1 protein-coding gene is annotated in these 354 nt (G+C 42.4%); it reads right to left on the reverse strand.

Features of this window, described 5'->3' with window-relative positions:
• Positions 1 to 18: 18 nt before the first annotated feature.
• The coding region (locus H4O21_RS28560; RefSeq protein WP_182812603.1) for a gamma carbonic anhydrase family protein at positions 19 to 354 on the reverse strand (336 nt) is incomplete at its 5' end.

A 354-nucleotide genomic window follows, 5' to 3' on the forward strand; every position in this document is an offset into this window, starting at 1 on the left:
GACAGGGGAACGCCCAAATTACTCTTTAAACCAGCTAGAATATTTTATATAAGCATCTGCAATACGATTGATTTCGCCTGATATTAATTCTTCACTAGCATTCTTTATTTTTTTGGCGGGAATACCTGCATATATTGAACCTGATGTTACGATGGTATTTTTGGGAACAACGGCGCCAGCGGCAATAATACAGTTGGATTCTACCACGCAGCCATCCATAATAATGCTGCCCATGCCTACCAAAACATTATCGTGAATGGTACACCCATGCACCAATGCATTATGGCCGATGGATACATTATTGCCTATGGTGGTTGGGGCTGTTTTGTAGGTGCCGTGAATTACTGCGCCATC

This window comes from Oceanospirillum sediminis (assembly GCF_014164585.1).
Taxonomy (GTDB): Bacteria; Pseudomonadota; Gammaproteobacteria; order Pseudomonadales; family Halomonadaceae; genus Oceanospirillum; species Oceanospirillum sediminis.